This is a genomic window from Streptomyces europaeiscabiei, from assembly GCF_036346855.1.
In the GTDB taxonomy this organism is placed as follows: Bacteria; Actinomycetota; Actinomycetes; order Streptomycetales; family Streptomycetaceae; genus Streptomyces; species Streptomyces europaeiscabiei.
Map to the genome: position 1 here is coordinate 1,013,791 of NZ_CP107841.1, position 14,739 is coordinate 1,028,529.

At 71.5% G+C, this 14,739-nt stretch carries 11 protein-coding genes; 8 read left to right on the forward strand and 3 right to left on the reverse strand.

Annotated features, from left to right (window positions below; translation table 11 throughout):
* Window positions 1–68: 68 nt before the first annotated feature.
* The gene (gene paaK, locus OG858_RS04740) at window positions 69–1,397 is read left to right on the forward strand and encodes a phenylacetate--CoA ligase PaaK (protein ID WP_328545119.1); all 1,329 of its coding nucleotides are present in this window, start codon (window positions 69–71) and stop codon (window positions 1,395–1,397) included.
* A gap of 314 nt (window positions 1,398–1,711) precedes the next feature.
* Here the strand turns inward: paaK and OG858_RS04745 are convergent, their stop codons facing one another.
* A complete protein-coding gene (locus tag OG858_RS04745; RefSeq protein ID WP_319065161.1) occupies window positions 1,712–3,283 on the reverse strand; it encodes an amidohydrolase in 1,572 nt (523 codons plus the stop codon).
* Between the two features lie 47 nt (window positions 3,284–3,330).
* Complete coding sequence (locus OG858_RS04750) at window positions 3,331–4,812, reverse strand: APC family permease (protein ID WP_086750637.1); 1,482 nt, start codon at window positions 4,810–4,812, stop codon at window positions 3,331–3,333.
* A 145-nt stretch (window positions 4,813–4,957) separates the two neighbouring features.
* Here OG858_RS04750 and OG858_RS04755 point away from each other — a divergent pair, with 145 nt between their 5' ends.
* Window positions 4,958–5,575 carry a TetR/AcrR family transcriptional regulator C-terminal domain-containing protein gene (locus OG858_RS04755; RefSeq protein ID WP_086750636.1) on the forward strand — a complete coding sequence of 206 codons (618 nt, stop codon included), beginning with the start codon at window positions 4,958–4,960 and terminating at the stop codon, window positions 5,573–5,575.
* Window positions 5,576–5,643: 68 nt separating this feature from the next.
* Window positions 5,644–7,815: a TerD family protein gene (locus OG858_RS04760; RefSeq protein WP_086750635.1), complete on the forward strand. Its 2,172-nt coding sequence runs from the start codon at window positions 5,644–5,646 to the stop codon at window positions 7,813–7,815.
* 254 nt (window positions 7,816–8,069) lie between these two features.
* On the opposite strand, the gene OG858_RS04765 is transcribed toward OG858_RS04760, so the two are convergent.
* Window positions 8,070–8,933 carry a fructosamine kinase family protein gene (locus OG858_RS04765; protein ID WP_319065159.1) on the reverse strand — a complete coding sequence of 288 codons (864 nt, stop codon included), beginning with the start codon at window positions 8,931–8,933 and terminating at the stop codon, window positions 8,070–8,072.
* Between the two features lie 202 nt (window positions 8,934–9,135).
* Here OG858_RS04765 and OG858_RS04770 point away from each other — a divergent pair, with 202 nt between their 5' ends.
* The 5 genes from OG858_RS04770 to OG858_RS04790 are packed head-to-tail and all read left to right on the forward strand — an operon-like array spanning window position 9,136 to window position 14,540.
* Window positions 9,136–10,461, forward strand: a complete 1,326-nt coding sequence (locus tag OG858_RS04770; RefSeq protein ID WP_086750634.1) for an ABC transporter substrate-binding protein — start codon at window positions 9,136–9,138, stop codon at window positions 10,459–10,461.
* On the forward strand, window positions 10,458–11,387 hold the full coding sequence (locus OG858_RS04775; RefSeq protein ID WP_086750633.1) for a carbohydrate ABC transporter permease: 930 nt from the start codon (window positions 10,458–10,460) through the stop codon (window positions 11,385–11,387). The genes OG858_RS04770 and OG858_RS04775 overlap by 4 nt, the downstream gene beginning before the upstream one ends.
* Window positions 11,384–12,337: a carbohydrate ABC transporter permease gene (locus OG858_RS04780; RefSeq protein ID WP_086750632.1), complete on the forward strand. Its 954-nt coding sequence runs from the start codon at window positions 11,384–11,386 to the stop codon at window positions 12,335–12,337. Before OG858_RS04775 ends, OG858_RS04780 begins: the two co-directional genes overlap by 4 nt.
* A 26-nt stretch (window positions 12,338–12,363) precedes the next feature.
* Window positions 12,364–13,272: a 5-dehydro-4-deoxyglucarate dehydratase gene (locus OG858_RS04785; RefSeq protein ID WP_086750631.1), complete on the forward strand. Its 909-nt coding sequence runs from the start codon at window positions 12,364–12,366 to the stop codon at window positions 13,270–13,272.
* On the forward strand, window positions 13,269–14,540 hold the full coding sequence (locus OG858_RS04790) for an enolase C-terminal domain-like protein (RefSeq protein ID WP_328545118.1): 1,272 nt from the start codon (window positions 13,269–13,271) through the stop codon (window positions 14,538–14,540). The genes OG858_RS04785 and OG858_RS04790 overlap by 4 nt, the downstream gene beginning before the upstream one ends.
* Window positions 14,541–14,739 lie beyond the last annotated feature (199 nt).

Here is a 14,739-nt window from a genome sequence, read left to right on the forward strand (position 1 = left end):
ATGACCGTGACGCACAGCAACCGAATGGTCGGTCGGCCCATGCCGGTAGTGGGCACGAAGGAGTCGTGATGAGCAGCCTGGGCGAACCTCTCCCCCACGACCTGCTGGACGACGGCGAGCGCCTCACCCCGGAGCAGCTGCGGGAGCTGCAACTCGACCGGCTGCGGGCGACCTTGCGGCACGCGTACGACCATGTGGAGCTGTACCGGATGAAGTTCGACGCGGCCGGGGTCGGCCCCGACGACTGCCGATCCCCCGACGACCTGGCCCGGTTCCCCTTCACCACGAAGGCCGATCTGCGGGACACGTATCCCTTCGGCATGTTCGCCGTCCCGATGTCCGACGTACGACGCGTGCACGCCTCCAGCGGCACCACCGGGCGCCCCACGGTCGTCGGTTACACGGAGAACGACCTCGCCCTGTGGGCGGACGTGGTCGCCCGCTCGATCCGGGCCGCCGGTGGCCGCAGAGGGCACAGGGTGCACATCTCCTACGGCTACGGCCTGTTCACCGGCGGCCTCGGCGCGCACTACGGGGCCGAGCGCGCCGGATGCACGGTGATCCCTGCCTCCGGCGGCATGACCGCCCGCCAGGTGCAACTCATCCAGGACTTCCGTCCCGAGATCATCATGGTGACCCCGTCCTACATGCTCACGCTGCTGGACGAGTTCGAGAAGCAGGGCGTCGATCCGCGCTCCAGCTCCCTGCGGGTGGGCATCTTCGGGGCCGAACCGTGGACGGAGGAGATGCGCCGGGAGATCGAGGAGCGGGCGGGCCTCCACGCGGTCGACATATACGGCCTGTCGGAGGTGATCGGCCCGGGGGTCGCGCAGGAGTGCGTGGAGACCAAGGACGGCCTGCACATCTGGGAGGACCACTTCTACCCCGAGGTCGTCGACCCGCTCACGGACCTCGTGCTGCCCGAGGGCGAGGAGGGCGAGATCGTCTTCACCTCCCTCACCAAGGAGGCCCTGCCGATCGTCCGCTACCGCACCCGCGACCTGACCCGGCTGCTGCCCGGCACCGCCCGCCCCGCCTTCCGCCGGATGCGCAAGGTCACCGGCCGCTGCGACGACATGATCATCCTGCGCGGGGTGAACGTCTTCCCCGGCCAGATCGAGGAGATCGTGCTGCGCACACCCGACGTGGCCCCGCACTTCCAGGTCCTGCTGACCCGGCGGGGCCGCATGGACCACATGACGGTCCGGGTCGAGGCCCGTCCGGCCGCGGCCGCCGACCGCCGGGAGGCGGCGGCCGCGGCGATCGCCCGGGCGGTCAAGGACGGGGTCGGCGTCACGGTGGAGGTGACGATCGTCGACCCCGAGACCCTGGAACGCTCGGTCGGCAAGCTCAAGCGGGTCAAGGACCTCCGCGACCCCGGTGACTCGCCGAGCTGACGACTCCGGGCCGGGGGCGGCCTCGCCCCCGCCGGGGTGAGGGACGGCCGGGTCGTTCGTTCGCGTGCGGGTCCGGTGAGGGCTGGTCGCGCGGATCCCCGCGCCCGTGACAACCCGGGCCCGCACCCCTGACAGCCCGGGCCGCTGCGGGCCTAAAGACGACGGCCCTGCGGGCCCGAAAAGCACGGGGCGCAGCCCCTGCCCCTGCTTCTCAGGGGCGCGGCGAACCGCGCGACCAGCCACCGCCCACCCGCGGCCGACGACCGGGCAGGATGCGCAACGGCGATCCTCCCTCCCCCGCCCGCCCCCCTCGCTCAAAGCCCCCGGTGCACCACATGCCCGCCCGTCACAGTCAGCCGCACCGGTGCCTCGGCGACCTCGTCGGCCGGTGCTTCGACGGGGTCGACTCCCAGCGCGGTGAGGTCGGCCCGGAAGCCCACCGCGATCCGGCCCGAGACATCCGCCTCACCCGCGGCCAGCGCCGCGTGACTCGTGCAACCTTCCAGCGCCTGCATCCCGGTAAGCCCCGCGCCGGAGGACGCCGCGCCCCGCGGCTCGCGGGCCGTGGCCAGTACGGCCCGCGCGTCATAGTGGGCGATGGGCCAGTCCGACCCGAGGGCGACGACCGCGCCGGCGTTCCGCAGATCGCGCAGCCGCCAGGCCCGTACCGCACGCTCCGCGCCGAGCCGCGACGACCACTCGTCGGACAGGTCGGCCCGGGTGTAGTCGGTGTGCGGGGGCTGCATGGAGGCGATGACCCCCACCTCCGCGAACCGCGCCACCAGCTCGTCCGGCACCGACTCGATGTGCTCCACCCGGTGCGCGAGCCGCCCGCCGGGCCCCAGCGAGGCGACGGTGTCGAGGACGTGCCGCACGGCGGCGTCGCCGATCGCGTGGGTCGCCGTACGCACCCCCGCGCGGTGCAGGTGCCGTAGCGCGTCGCTGTAGGCGCCGGGGTCGGGCCAGAACGCGTCGGTGCCCTGGCCGTGGCAGTCGGGGTGGTCCAGCCAGGCGGTGCCGCCCTCCACGGTGCCGTCCATGAAGAACTTCACGCCGCCGACCCGCCAGTGCCGTCCGTCCCTGCCCTGGAGTGCGACGAGTTCCGCGAGGTCGTCCGCGTCGGCGCCGGGCATGCACCAGGGCGCGAAGCGCAGCCGGAGCGGCAGTACCGACTCCTCGGCGACCGCGCCCACCAGGTCGAGGTCGCCGAGGTCCATCACATGGGCGCCGGTGAGGCCGGTGGCGGCCATCGCGCCGAGCAACTCGGCCAGCCGGGAACGTCGTTCGGCGTACGAGGGCCGGGGCATGACGGGCTGGACGAGTTCCATCGCGGCATGCTCGACGAGATGGCCCGTGAGCCGTCCGTCGGCGTCGACGGCGAGGTGCGAGCGCTGTTCGAAGGCGCGCGGTCCGGTGATGCCGGCGGCCTTGAGGGCGGCCCCGCTGACCAGGGCGGAGTGGCCGTCGTACAGGCGCAGGAAGGCGGGGGCACCGAGCAGGATGTCCTCGACGAGGACGCGGTCGATGGTCCGGCCACCGAAGACGTTGTGGTCGAGGCCGTAGCCGATGACCCAGCCGTCGACACGTTCCCCCGAGGTGAGCGCGGCGCGGAGTCCGTCGAGGTCGCGTACGGCGGTGAGGTCGATGCCGGTGGCCATGTCCAGGCCCCAGACGGGGTGGCTGTGGCTGTCCACCAGGCCCGGCACCAGTCGGCCGCCGCCCAGATCCACGGTCTCGGTGCCCGGTCCGCGCCAGTCCCGTACGTCCGCCGCATCACCCACGGCGGCGATCAGGCCGTCGTGTACGGCGACCGCGGTGGCGTACGGCCGTTCCGGATCCAGGGTGCGGACGTGGGCGCCGGTGATGACGAGGTCGGCGGTGGGCATGGAGAGGTCTCCTCCTGTGGTGGGGGCGGCGGGCGGCTGGGGCGGGGTCAGTCGCCGGACGCGGCCGGTGGTTCGGCGGCGAAGTTCGCGTAGACCTCGGGGCGGGCCCGGCGCAGCCAGCGGGCGAGGACGAGGCCGATGACGAGGACCGTCGGGACGAGGGCCGCCAGGAAGGTGTTGACCGCCGTGGAGGCGCCGGTGAACCGGTCGAGGTGGCTGACGACCAGGGCGATGGCGCCGGTCAGGAGCGCCGCCGCGACGACGGGGGCGACGACCGTGCGCAGGACACCCTCGCTGTGGGTGACGCGCCGGAAGTAGAAGGGCACGGCGAGCGCGGCGAGCACTTGCAGCAGCATCAGGGCGAGCATGCCGGGGGTGTTCACCCACAGCAGCAGCTGCATGTAGGGGTCGGCACCGGCCGCGGCGAAGGCCAGGACGACGATCGCGCCGAGGACGGTCTGGGCGATGCCCGCGACGTACGGGGAGCGGTGGCGCGGGTGGACGCGGGCCAGAGCCTTGGGGAGGATCCCCTCCTCGGCGAGGGCGAGGCCGTAGCGGTTGATGGCGTTGTGGAAGGCGAGGAGGGAGGCGAGGACGCTGGTGACGATGAGGACGCGCATCAGGTCGGCCGCCCAGGGTCCGACGTAGGTCGTGATGGCGGAGAAGAACAGGTCGGCGGGGTTGGCGCCGGCCGCCGCGATGACCTGGGCGTCACCGAAGGCCTGGATCACGGTCCACACGATGAAGGCGTAGAACAGGCCGAGGAAGCCGATGGCGAGGTAGGTGGCGCGGGGCACCGTGCGGGCCGGGTCCCGGGCCTCGCGGCGGTAGATGACGGTGGACTCGAAACCGGTGAACGCGGCGAACGCGAAGGCCAGGACGGCCACCATGCCGGAGACCATGACGTTGTCCGGGGCGAAGGAGGCGAGGGAGAGGCCGTCGGCGCCGCCCTCGATCAGCACACCCCCGGCGAGCAGCACGAGGATGCCGGTCTCGGCGACGAGCAGGACGCCGAGGAGCTTGGCGCCGAAGTCGATGGACCGGTAGCCGGCATAGCCGATGATCAGCAGGCCCACGAGGGAGACGGGCAGCCAGGGGATGTCCGCACCGAACAGGGAGTGGGCGGTGTCCCGGGTGGCGGTGCCGAGGAGGCCGTAGACGCCGATCTCCATGCCGTTGTAGCCGATGAGCGCGAGGAGCGCCGCGCCGATGCCGGCCGGGCGGCCGAGGCCGCGGGTGATGTACGCGTAGAAGGCGCCGGCGCTGCGGACGTGGCGGCTCATGGTGGTGAAGCCGACGGCGAAGACGGCGAGCGTGAGCCCGGCCAGGAGATAGCCGACGGGGGCGCCGATGCCGCCCATCAGGATGGCGAGCGGGGCGACTCCGGCCATCACGGTGAGCGGGGCGGCGGCGGAGACGACGAAGAACGCAATATCGGTGGTGCCGAGAGAGCCGGAGCGGAGGGACGGGGTCGGGGAGGACGCGCTTTCGGCCGGGCCTGCGGCGGTCGCGTCGGGGGTGACAGTCATGAGGGAAAGCCCTTCTGGCTGCGGGCAGGGACGAGGGTACCGGGCCGTGCGGGATGACCTGAGCCCGTAAACCTAAAGGCTTTCGGTTTTCGCAATGTAGCCTTCACCTCGGACTACTGGGAAGACCCCGGAGGGGACGGACACCATGGGACGGCCGCGCACACCCCTGCTGGACAGGGAGCGCATCACCACCACCGCGCTGGAACTCCTCGACGCACAGGGCGAGTTCAGCGTTCCGCAGATCGCACGGCGGCTCGGGGTGCAGACCGGCTCGGTGTACCACCATGTGGACGGCCGGGACGGCATCGTGGAGCTGCTGCGGGAGCGGGTCGCGGAGGGCATCGACGTCTCCGCCCTCGACCTCCGCCCCTGGGACGAGGCCCTGGAGGCGTGGGCCCGCTCCTACCGCGCCGCCTTCGCGGCCCACCCCCGGGCCATCCCGCTGCTGACGACGTCCCCGGTACGGGCCCCGCGCATCCTCGAACAGTACGAGCGGGCCGTCACCCTGCTCCTCGACGCGGGCTTCCCGCTCCCGGACGTGATGCCGGTGCTGGTCGCCCTGGAGAACGTCGTCCTGGGCTCGGCCCTGGACCTCGCCGCTCCCGTGGCCATGTGGGAGATCACCGACGCGTCGGCCACGCCGCGCCTGGCACAGGCGTTGGACGCGGTGGGCGACGGTCGCGCGGACGCCGCCTTCGAGGTGGCCCTCGACGGCTTCCTCGCGCATGCGCGGCGCGGACTGGAAGCGCACGCACAGGTGTAGGCACGGACGGGGCGGCGTACGGAAAAACCCCTGTGCGCCGACTCGCACACCTCTGCGATCATCCCCGAATGGCGCAGAGTCTCGAATCGCTGGTCATCCGGCACACCCACCGCCTTCCCGCCCCCAGGGGGTCCGCCGGCGAAGGCACCGCCGCCGCGCGGCAGTTCGACGCAGCCCTCATGGACGTGGGCTTCAAGCTCTCGGCGGAGCTGCTGGAGCGTCTGTCGGGGCTGTCCGGGGCCGCGGTCCTGCACACCGCCGGGCGGACACTGCGCACCGTGAGCGAGATGGTGGGCGACCACGTCCGGCACAACTCCTACTTCATCGACTTCCCGGCGAACGTGCCGGACACCGAGGAGTTCTGGACGGGTTGCGTGGCCAAGGCCCTCGGCGACGAGAAGTCCCGCGAGAACGTGCTGACACAGCTGGCGAACGGGGTGCTCGACCTGCTCAGCCTCCCCACGTACGGCCGCTACCAGCACACCTACGAGGAGATGCTCGCGGCGCAGGACGAGCTGATCGCCTCGGCGGGCGACCGGGTGACCGTCCTGCACCTCGGCCGGGACCTGGACGACGAACTCACCGATCTGTACCTGGCCCTGGCGGGCAGCACGACCCCGCTGGGCGAGGACCACCTGCGTGACCTCAAGGTGCTCGCCGAGCGGTGCGCGCTCGGCCCCCAGCCGGAGCGGATCCCGGTCCGGGAGAACCGGGCGGTCGTCAACGAGGCCCGGCTCGGCGTCGGCGCGGACCTCCTCCTCGACACCGTCACCGATGTGCTGCGGCTTGCCTGCGCGCTGTCGGGCGGCGACGTGACGCTGCAGGAGCCGACCCGGCTGCGGGCACTGTCGCGGCCGGTGCGCCGGGGGCTCCTCGCGGGCCTCGACGCCGTGGTCGCGGCGAACCCCGCGAAGCTCGCCGATGTGCACGCGCACCGGGAGCCCTTCAAGCGGCTCGGTGAGCGCCTCCACCCGCACGAGTACCCGCGCTGGCCGCACGCCGCCGACGTGTTCGCCGTCGCGCGGGGTGAGAAGGAGGCGCGGTCCTTCGGCAGCCGGCTGGAGAAACTGCTCGACGAGCTCGACGTGCTCGGCGCGGTGAAGCTGCTGGAGTCCGCTCCCGGCAGGCTGTTCCGCGCCCTGGACCTGCTGCTGCGCATCGCCGCCGACCAGGCGGAGCGGGACACGGTGGTGGCCGCGGCGGTGCGCGTCGCACCCGGGGTCTCCGGCCGGGTCGTGCTCGCGGTCCGCGAACACTTCCACAACCGGGAACGGGAGAGCGAGGAGCCCCGCGTCTTCGTCAACCGCCGGGGACGCGCCTGGGTGACCCCCGACGTCAGGCCGCCCGTACCGGCCGCCGACCGCGACCGGCTGATCACCGCCCTCGACGCCGAGCTGCGCCGCCGGCTCCAGGCACCGGGCCGACTGCTGATCGACCCCGACGTCCTCGACGTGGCGCTCCCGCTCAGCGGCAGGGCGACCGCGGCCGGGCTCGGCGTGCTGCCGCGAGGGTCGGTCTCGACGGTCGAGGGCGACCGGTTGCGCTTCTTCGTGTACTGGAAGGAGACCGAGTTCCGGACCGACTACGACCTGTCGGCACTGCTTCTGCACTCCGACTACAGCACCGACTCCTGGCTCTCCTACACGTCCCTCACGGCAGTAGGGGGCAGGCACTCGGGCGACATCACCGAGGCGCCCCACGGGGCCTCGGAGTTCATCGACCTGTCCCTGGACCGGGTGCGCAATGCGTTCATCGTCCCGGAGGTCAACATCTACGCGGGTGAGGGCTTCGAGGAGGTCGAGGAGTCGTTCTTCGGCTTCATGGTGCGCGACGGCGAGCAGAAGGGTCGCCCGTTCGAGCCGCGCACGGTGCGGATGAAGTCGGAGCTGCGCGGGGTGGGCCGAGTGGCGCTGCCATTGGTGTTCCGGCGCGGGGACGACGGACGGTGGCGTGCGAAGTGGCTGCACCTGTATCTGAAGGGGATCTCGTCGGCCAACCGGGTCGAGGACAACCAGGTGTCGGTGTCCAAGGTGGTGCGCGCCCTCGTGGAGCGCGAGCAGCTGACGGTGGGGTACCTGGTCGACCTGATGTCCCGCGACACGACGGTCATGGACCTGTGGGACGGCGTGTCGGTGCCGGACGAGCCCGTGACGTACATCGGTCTCGGACGGCCCGAGGGGCTGCACCCGGACTCCCGGGTCATCACCCTCGAAAATCTGCGCGACCTGATCCCGGGCTGAGTGCTAGCGTTTGCCCGTGGCGAGGCCATGAAGGGGCTTCCTTCTCATTCACTCCAAATGAAATCAAGTCCTTTCGCTCTCCTCGCCACCGACTTCGAACCGGGAGGCGCCACGTCGGCGCCTCCCGGTTTCGTTCTGTCACCGCGGCCCTCAGTGAGGCCATGGGGAGGCTTCCTTCTCACCGCCGTACAAGCGGCCAACCACAAGTCTCCTCGCTCTCCTCACCTCCGTGTCGCTCCGGGCGGCGCCCGCGCTCACCGCGCGAGCGCCGCCCGAGCCGCTTGCAGGGCCTGCTCCGCGTAGCCACGGCCGAAGAGCACGGCGTGCACCAGCAGCGGGAAGAGCTGGTGGAGGCCGACGCGGTCCTGCCAGCCGTCGGCGAGGGGCGCCGCCCGCTGATAGCCGTCGAGGATGTGGCCCAGATGAGGGCAGCCGAAGAGGGCCAGCATCGCCAGGTCGGTCTCGCGGTGGCCGCCGTGCGCGGCCGGGTCGATGAGCCGGGCGTGGCCGTCGGCACCCCATAGGACGTTGCCGTTCCAGAGGTCGCCGTGCAGCCGGGCGGGCGGCTCGGCGGGGCCCGCGAGATCGGGCAGCCGCGCGCAGACCTCCTCGATCGGGGCTGTCTCGGCCGGGCGGAGCGTGCCGTCGTCGACCGCGCGGCGCAGATACGGCAGCACACGGTGCTCGGCGTACCAGGCCGGCCAGTCGGCGCCGGGGACGTTCCGCATGGGGGCGCGTCCGATGTACGCCTCCCTCGGGCCGCCGGGCGGCGGGGCGCCGTAGGAGGGCGCCCCGGCGGCGTGCAGGGCGGCCAGCTCGGCACCGAGGCGGGCCGCCGCCGCGGCACTCGGTGCCCCCTGGGCCACCAGGTCGATCACCAGGCGGTCCCCGTCGTGGCCGTACACCGTCGGCACGCGGACCGTGTGCGCCTCGGCGAGCCAGCGCAGTCCGGCCGCCTCGGCCCGGGCCGCGCCGGGGCCGTTGCCCAGCTTGACGAGCACCACCCGGCCGTCGTCGAGGGTGACTTCGGCGAGCGTTGCGGACAGTCGGCGTTCACCAGTCGCCGGGCGGCCGGTGAGTCGCGCCGCCAGGGCACCGGGTGCCGTGCGATCAGTCACGGCGCACCACCTCCAGATCTCATGTCCGCGGATGCCTGACAGGATCCCGCGAGCGCCAGGTGTGACACCGGTGAAATCTCCCACTCATGTCTTGACATGCGAACGAAACGCTCCGTAGCTTGGCCGATCATTTAGATCCGTGAAGTGAGTTCATGGATATGAACAGCCGGGTGGACAGCCCGGAAGACAACGGAGTGTGCCCATGGGCGTTCGCCGACGAAGTCGCCGCCTGGCCGCCATGATCACCGTCGCGGGGCTCGCGTTCGGGGCGGCAGCCTGCGGATCGGGGTCCGACAGCACCGGAGGCGGTGACCCGAACACGCTGGAGGTCTGGACCCGCAGCAACCCGGACCCCGCCGCCACGTACGAGCGGGTGTTCGCCGCCTTCACCGAGAAGACCGGCATCCGGATCGACTACCAGCCGGTCATCAACTTCGACCAGCAGCTCCAGAGCCGGGCGTCCACCAGGGACCTCCCGGACGTGATGATCAACGACACGGCACTGATGGGCAGTTACCAGAGCCAGGGCCTGCTCAAGCCGATCGATCCGGCCGCGATCGAGGGCCACGACCAGATCACCGACCGGACGTGGGCCTCCACCGTGGGCATCGACGGCGAGCACTACGGCATCCCGTACTCCCGTCAGGCCCAGACCCTGATGATCCGCAAGGACTGGCTGCGCAAGCTCGGGCTCAAGGCGCCCACGACCTGGGCGGAGATGCTCGCCGTCGCGAAGGCCTTCGCCGATCGCGACCCGGACGGCGACGGCAGGAAGGACACCTACGGCATGGTCGTCCCGGGCAGCGCCCAGAACGGCTACGCCGCCTGGTGGGGCGCCAGCTTCCTCTGGTCCGGCGGCGCGAAGATCATCGAGCCGGACGGCAAGGGTTACCGCCCCGCCATGGACTCGGCCGCCGCCGTGCGCACCGTCACCTGGATGAAGGACAACCTCTTCTGCGGTGACAACGGTGTCATCCAGCCCGGCGCCATCAGCGCCGTCACCGGCACGGCCACCAACTTCCAGGACGGCAACGCCGGGATGTACCTCACCGGCCCGTACAACATCGCCACCTACGACACCACACCCGGCAAGGACAAGTACGAGGTGGTCCCGTTCCCCGCGGGCCCGGCCGGGTCCACCGTGCTCGCCGACGGCGAGAACGTCTACTTCGGGGCCAGGACCGGCAAGACGAAGCAGGAACAGGCCCTCGCCGCCTTCCTGATCTCCCCCGAGGGCCAGAAGCTCGCCATGACGGGCAGGAACCAGCCCGTGGTCCGCATCCCCGTCAACGCCACGCTCGACGCGGCCCAGGTGCGCGACGACCCGCGCTGGAGCGTCGTACAGAAGGCGTACGAGGACGCCTCCGAGCAGTTCCCCAACGCACCCGACTTCGCACCGATCAAGCAGGACACCGCCGACGCCCTCAACGCCGTCTTCACCTACTGCGGCAGCGACGTCGGCACCGGCCTCAAGGAACTCAACGACACCCTCGCCGGTGACCTCAAGGACCAGGACCTGTTGAAATGACCGCGACCACCGCGACCACTATCGCTCCGGACCGGCGCAGAGCGCTCGCCAAGCGGGTCCTCTCCAAGAAGGCCGTCCTCCCCTGGCTGTTCCTGGCCCCCGGTCTGCTGCTTGCCCTCGTCTTCAAGTTCGTGCCGATGGGCAAGGGCATCTGGCTCAGCTTCTTCGACGTACGGCCGTTCCTGGGCGACCGGTGGGTCGGCCTCGACAACTACACGCGGGTCCTGACCGACCACCGCTTCCAGGACGCGGTCGGCCACACCCTCCTCCTCGGCATAGGGCAGTCGCTCGGCGCGATCGTCGTCGGCTTCTTCCTGGCGCTGCTGCTCGAGGGCCAGGCCCGCTCGCTGAAGATCATCCGCGCGGCCGTCTTCCTGCCGGTCGTCACCGCCACCGCCGTGGTCGGTGAGCTGTGGCGGCTGATGTACTACCCGACCTCCGACGGCCTCGTGAACAGCGCCCTCGGCGTCCTCGGCCTCGGCCCGACACCCTTCCTCGACAACCCCGACACCGCGCTCTGGGCAACGATGGTCATGGGCGTCTGGATGGCCGCCCCCTACAACATGGTCATCATCCTCGCCGGACTCGCGGGCGTGGACCGCACGTTGTACGAGGCCGCCGCGATGGACGGCGTCTCACTGTGGCAGCGGCTGCGGTACGTCACCCTGCCGGCGATCCGTCCCGCCCTCGGCATCGTCCTCACCCTGGCCGCCATCCGTGGTCTGCGCGTCTTCACCGAGGTGTACGTCCTCACGGGCGGCGGCCCCGCCGGGTCCACCGAGGTGTGGATGACCCGCGCCTACACCCTCGGCTTCACCCGCAACGACATCGGCGGCGCGTCGGCGGCCTCCGTCGTCCTGCTCGCGGTGACGCTGCTGCTCACCGTCTCCGTCAACCACTTCCGCAAGAGGGGAGACCTGCGATGAGCGCACCCGCCCTCGATCCCGTCCGGACCCCGTCCGACCAGGTCACCGCCACCCCGTCCAAACGGTCCGGCAAACCGGCCCGTACGACGCCCGCCCGTTTCGACACCGCGCTCGGCTGGAACGACAGGCCCGGCGTCTCCTGGGCCCTGCGGATCCTGCTGTGCGCGATCGCGCTCGGCATCTTCGCCGCGCCCTTCCTGACGATCGTCTCCGGCGCCCTCAGTACCCACCCCAGCGGCTCGTCGCTGACCTTCCTCCCGCACGACAGCACGCTGCTCAACTTCCGGGTGGCCGGGGAGCGCGGTATCTGGGACTACTTCACCAACTCGCTCGTCATCGCGGGCGGCGGACTGCTCCTGCAACTCGTGGTGTGCGTGCTCGCCGCGTACGCGCTGGCCCGGCACCGCTTCCGCGGCCAGGCGCTGATCATGACCCTGTTCATGCTGACGATGATGCTGCCCGAGGAGGTCATCGCCATCCCGCTGTCCCTGGTACTCGGCCATGTCCCGGTGGTCGGCATCGATCTGAAGGGCACCGTGTGGGGCGTGATCCTGCCGCTGGGTGCCTGGGGTTTCTCGGTGATGCTGCTGACCGAGTTCATGAAGGACATACCCAGCGAGATCGAGGAGGCCGCCCGCCTCGACGGCGTGGGCGAGCTGCGGATGCTGTGGCAGGTCGTCCTGCCGCTGTGCAAGCCCGCGCTCGGCGTGGCCGGGGTCCTCGGCTTCATCATGATCTGGGACCAGTACCTGCTGCCGCTCATCGCGGCCAAGGACCCGACCGACTACACGGTCACCGTGGCCCTCTCGATCCTGCGGACCGACCCCGAGGTCGGCTCGGGCGTCGTCCTCGCCGGCGCGGTCATCGCGCTGGTGCCCAGCCTTGTCGTCTACCTGCTTCTCCAGCGCTCGCTGGTCACCGGCATCGCCGCCGGGGCCACCAAGGGCTGACCCAACCCCCCACGTTTGAGGGAGACATGAAGTTCCAAGGAGTGCTGTTCTTTCCGGTCACGCCGTTCGGTTCGGACGGTTCGCTGGACGAGGAACGGCTCGCACAGCACATCGAGGCCGGGGTCGCGGCCGGTGCCGGGGGCGTGTTCGTCGCCTGCGGCACCGGTGAGTTCCACGCGCTGACGCCCGAGGAGATCGAGCGGGCCACGCGGGTCGCCGTGGCGGCGACGGCCGGGCGGGTTCCCGTGCTGGCCGCCGCCGGGGGCCCGCCCCCGGTCGCCCGCGACCAGGCCGCCCGGATCGAACGCGCCGGCGCCGACGGCATCCTGCTGCTGCCGCCCTATCTGGTGAGCGCGCCGCAACAGGGCCTGGTGCGGTACGTCAGGGAGGTCACGGCCGCCACCGGCCTGCCGGTCGTCTTCTACCAGCGCGGCACCGCCCGTCTCACCGCGGACACCGCCGCCGAGATCGCCGCCCTGCCCGGGGTCGTCGGCCTCAAGGACGGCATCGGGGACATCGAGAGGATGCACCGGATCGTGCGCGCGGTCCGGGCCGTGCCGGGCACGGAGGGCTTCCAGTTCTTCAACGGACTGCCCACCGCCGAGATGACCGCGCCCGCCTACCAGGGCATCGGCGTCGGCCTGTACTCCTCCGCCGTGTTCGCCTTCGCCCCGGAGATCGCCCTCGCCTTCCACCGGGCGCTGGCCGAGGGCGACGAGGCGCTGGTCGCCACGCTCCTCGACGAGTTCTACGGTCCGCTCGTCGAACTGCGCGACGAGGTGCCCGGATACGCCGTGGCCCTGGTGAAGGCCGGGGTGACCCTTCGCGGCCTGGACGTCGGCGGTGTACGGGCCCCTCTCGTCGACCCGACCCCGGAGCACATCGCCCGGCTGGCGAAGCTCATCGACCACGGCCTGGAGGTGGTGGGCGCGTGACCGAGAACCGCACCGGCACACCGGGGACCAGGATCCGGGAGCTGATCGTCACCCCGATCGCCTTCCGCGACCCGCCGCTGCTCAACTCGGTCGGCGTCCACGAGCCGCTCGCGCTGCGGACCGTGCTCCAACTCGTCCTGGAGGACGGGACGGTGGGGCTCGGCGAGTCGACGGGCGGCACCGTCCGGCTGGAGCGACTCTACGCCGCCGCGAAGGCGGTGGTCGGCCTGGACGTCTTCGACACGACCGCCGTCGCGGCCGCGATCGACGCCGTGCTGCTGCCGACCGTGCCAGGCTCCCACGAACGCGGCTGGACCACCTCGGCGGTCGAGGTGGCCTGCCTCGACGCGCAGGGCAAACTGCTCGGCCGCCCGGTCAGCGATCTGCTCGGCGGCCGGGTCCGCGACTCCGTGCCCTTCGCCGCGTACCTGTTCTACAAGTGGGCCGAACACCCCGCCCTCGACGGCCGCCCGGCGGTCGGCGACGACTGGGGCGAGGCCCTGGACCCGGCGGGGATCGTCGAGCAGGCCCGGTTGATGCAACAGCGGTACGGGTTCGGGTCGTTCAAGCTCAAGGGCGGAGTCTTCCCGCCGGACGAGGAGATCGCCGCGATCGAGGCGCTCGCGGAGGCCTTCCCCGGGCAGCCGCTGCGGCTGGACCCCAACACGGCCTGGACGGTGGAGACCTCGACGTACGTCGCCCGTCGACTGGACGGCGTACTGGAGTACTTGGAGGATCCCACCGCCACCATCGCCGGTATGGCGGAGGTGGCGAAGGACTCGCCGATGCCGCTCGCCACCAACATGTGCGTGGTCGCCTGGGAGCAGCTGAGGCCGGCGGTCGAGCAGGACGCGATCCAGGTGCTGCTCACCGACCACCACTACTGGGGCGGACTGCGCCGCACCCGTGAACTGGCCGCAGTCTGCGAGGCGTTCGGACTCGCCCTGTCCATGCACTCCAACTCGCACCTGGGCATCAGCCTGGCCGCGATGACCCATGTCGCAGCGGCCATTCCCAACCTCGACCACTCCTGCGACACGCACTATCCGTGGAACTCCGCCGACGACGTGATCGTCCCCGGCGTGCTGGAGATCCGGGACGGGGAGGTCGCGGTGCCGACAGGGCCAGGGCTGGGTGTGGAGCTGGACCACGACGCCCTGGACCGGCTGCACCGGCTGTATGTCGACTCCGGCACGCGTTCGCGGGACGACACCGGGTACATGCGCCGGATCGAGCCGGGGTACGAGCTGCGACTGCCGCGCTGGTGAATCACCGCTGATCAGGGGCCGCCTTGGGCGGCCCCTTCTCGTGCGGGCGGAATCGTGCGCCCTGCGCGCCGGTCGCGGGAGGCGGACGACCGGCGCGCAGGCACGGGTCGGCCGGTGCTGTGCCTCGGTACTTGGTTTCCGCATCACCAGGGTGCGAAGCCGCCCCTTTCACGCGGTGCCCGACCGGCCGTCCCGCCTG

What these genes read in the sequence shown, in the direction of transcription:
- OG858_RS04750 (WP_086750637.1), bottom strand. Translation starts at nt 4,812, where the DNA reads ATGACTGTCACCCCCGACGCGACCGCCGCAGGCCCGGCCGAAAGCGCG.
- OG858_RS04785 (WP_086750631.1), top strand. Translation starts at nt 12,364, where the DNA reads ATGAAGTTCCAAGGAGTGCTGTTCTTTCCGGTCACGCCGTTCGGTTCG.
- OG858_RS04780 (WP_086750632.1), top strand. Translation starts at nt 11,384, where the DNA reads ATGAGCGCACCCGCCCTCGATCCCGTCCGGACCCCGTCCGACCAGGTC.
- paaK (WP_328545119.1), top strand. Translation starts at nt 69, where the DNA reads ATGAGCAGCCTGGGCGAACCTCTCCCCCACGACCTGCTGGACGACGGC.
- OG858_RS04760 (WP_086750635.1), top strand. Translation starts at nt 5,644, where the DNA reads ATGGCGCAGAGTCTCGAATCGCTGGTCATCCGGCACACCCACCGCCTT.
- OG858_RS04745 (WP_319065161.1), bottom strand. Translation starts at nt 3,283, where the DNA reads ATGCCCACCGCCGACCTCGTCATCACCGGCGCCCACGTCCGCACCCTG.
- OG858_RS04770 (WP_086750634.1), top strand. Translation starts at nt 9,136, where the DNA reads ATGGGCGTTCGCCGACGAAGTCGCCGCCTGGCCGCCATGATCACCGTC.
- OG858_RS04775 (WP_086750633.1), top strand. Translation starts at nt 10,458, where the DNA reads ATGACCGCGACCACCGCGACCACTATCGCTCCGGACCGGCGCAGAGCG.
- OG858_RS04755 (WP_086750636.1), top strand. Translation starts at nt 4,958, where the DNA reads ATGGGACGGCCGCGCACACCCCTGCTGGACAGGGAGCGCATCACCACC.